Raw genomic sequence first — 488 nt, forward strand, 5'->3', positions numbered from 1 at the left:
TAATCATTATCTTTTGATTTATTCACTTTAAGAGAGAATATAAAATAATTCATTTGGTGGTTATAGTTGTTCTAAGCCGATTTTAAAATTCACCTATGAGTGTTTTTAGAGGGGTTATATTGATTGCCATTACTAAAAGGGCAGCAAACACTAATTCACAGCTTTTAAAGGATCATGCTAATTGGATAGGTACTCAAAAGGTAGTATAATAGTAGTAGAAAGTGAAAGAGAGGCGAGACATTCATGGCAGTTAAGGAAAAGAAACGGGTACAAGTCAAGATTGATAAAGAGTTGGCCGATAATACCGAAGCAGTTTTAAGCGAGTTGGGTCTAAACCCGACGACGGCTATTAACATGTTTTACAAGCGGATTGTTGCTAATGGTGCTTTACCTTTTAAGCCTGCTTTAAGCGAAGAAGAAAAAGCTACTTTACGCTTTTTAAAGGCTACCGAAGGTACGCCAGTAACGAAGTTCAAAGACGCTAAAGA

Annotated in this window: 1 protein-coding gene; it reads left to right on the forward strand. The window is 36.3% G+C overall.

What is annotated here, in order from left to right; genetic code table 11:
- Positions 1-243 precede the first annotated feature (243 nt).
- On the forward strand, positions 244-488 hold a 245-nt coding region (locus FD20_RS12685), incomplete at its 3' end, for a type II toxin-antitoxin system RelB/DinJ family antitoxin (protein WP_057738950.1).

The organism is Liquorilactobacillus uvarum DSM 19971, from assembly GCF_001434935.1.
GTDB classification, from domain to species: Bacteria; Bacillota; Bacilli; order Lactobacillales; family Lactobacillaceae; genus Liquorilactobacillus; species Liquorilactobacillus uvarum.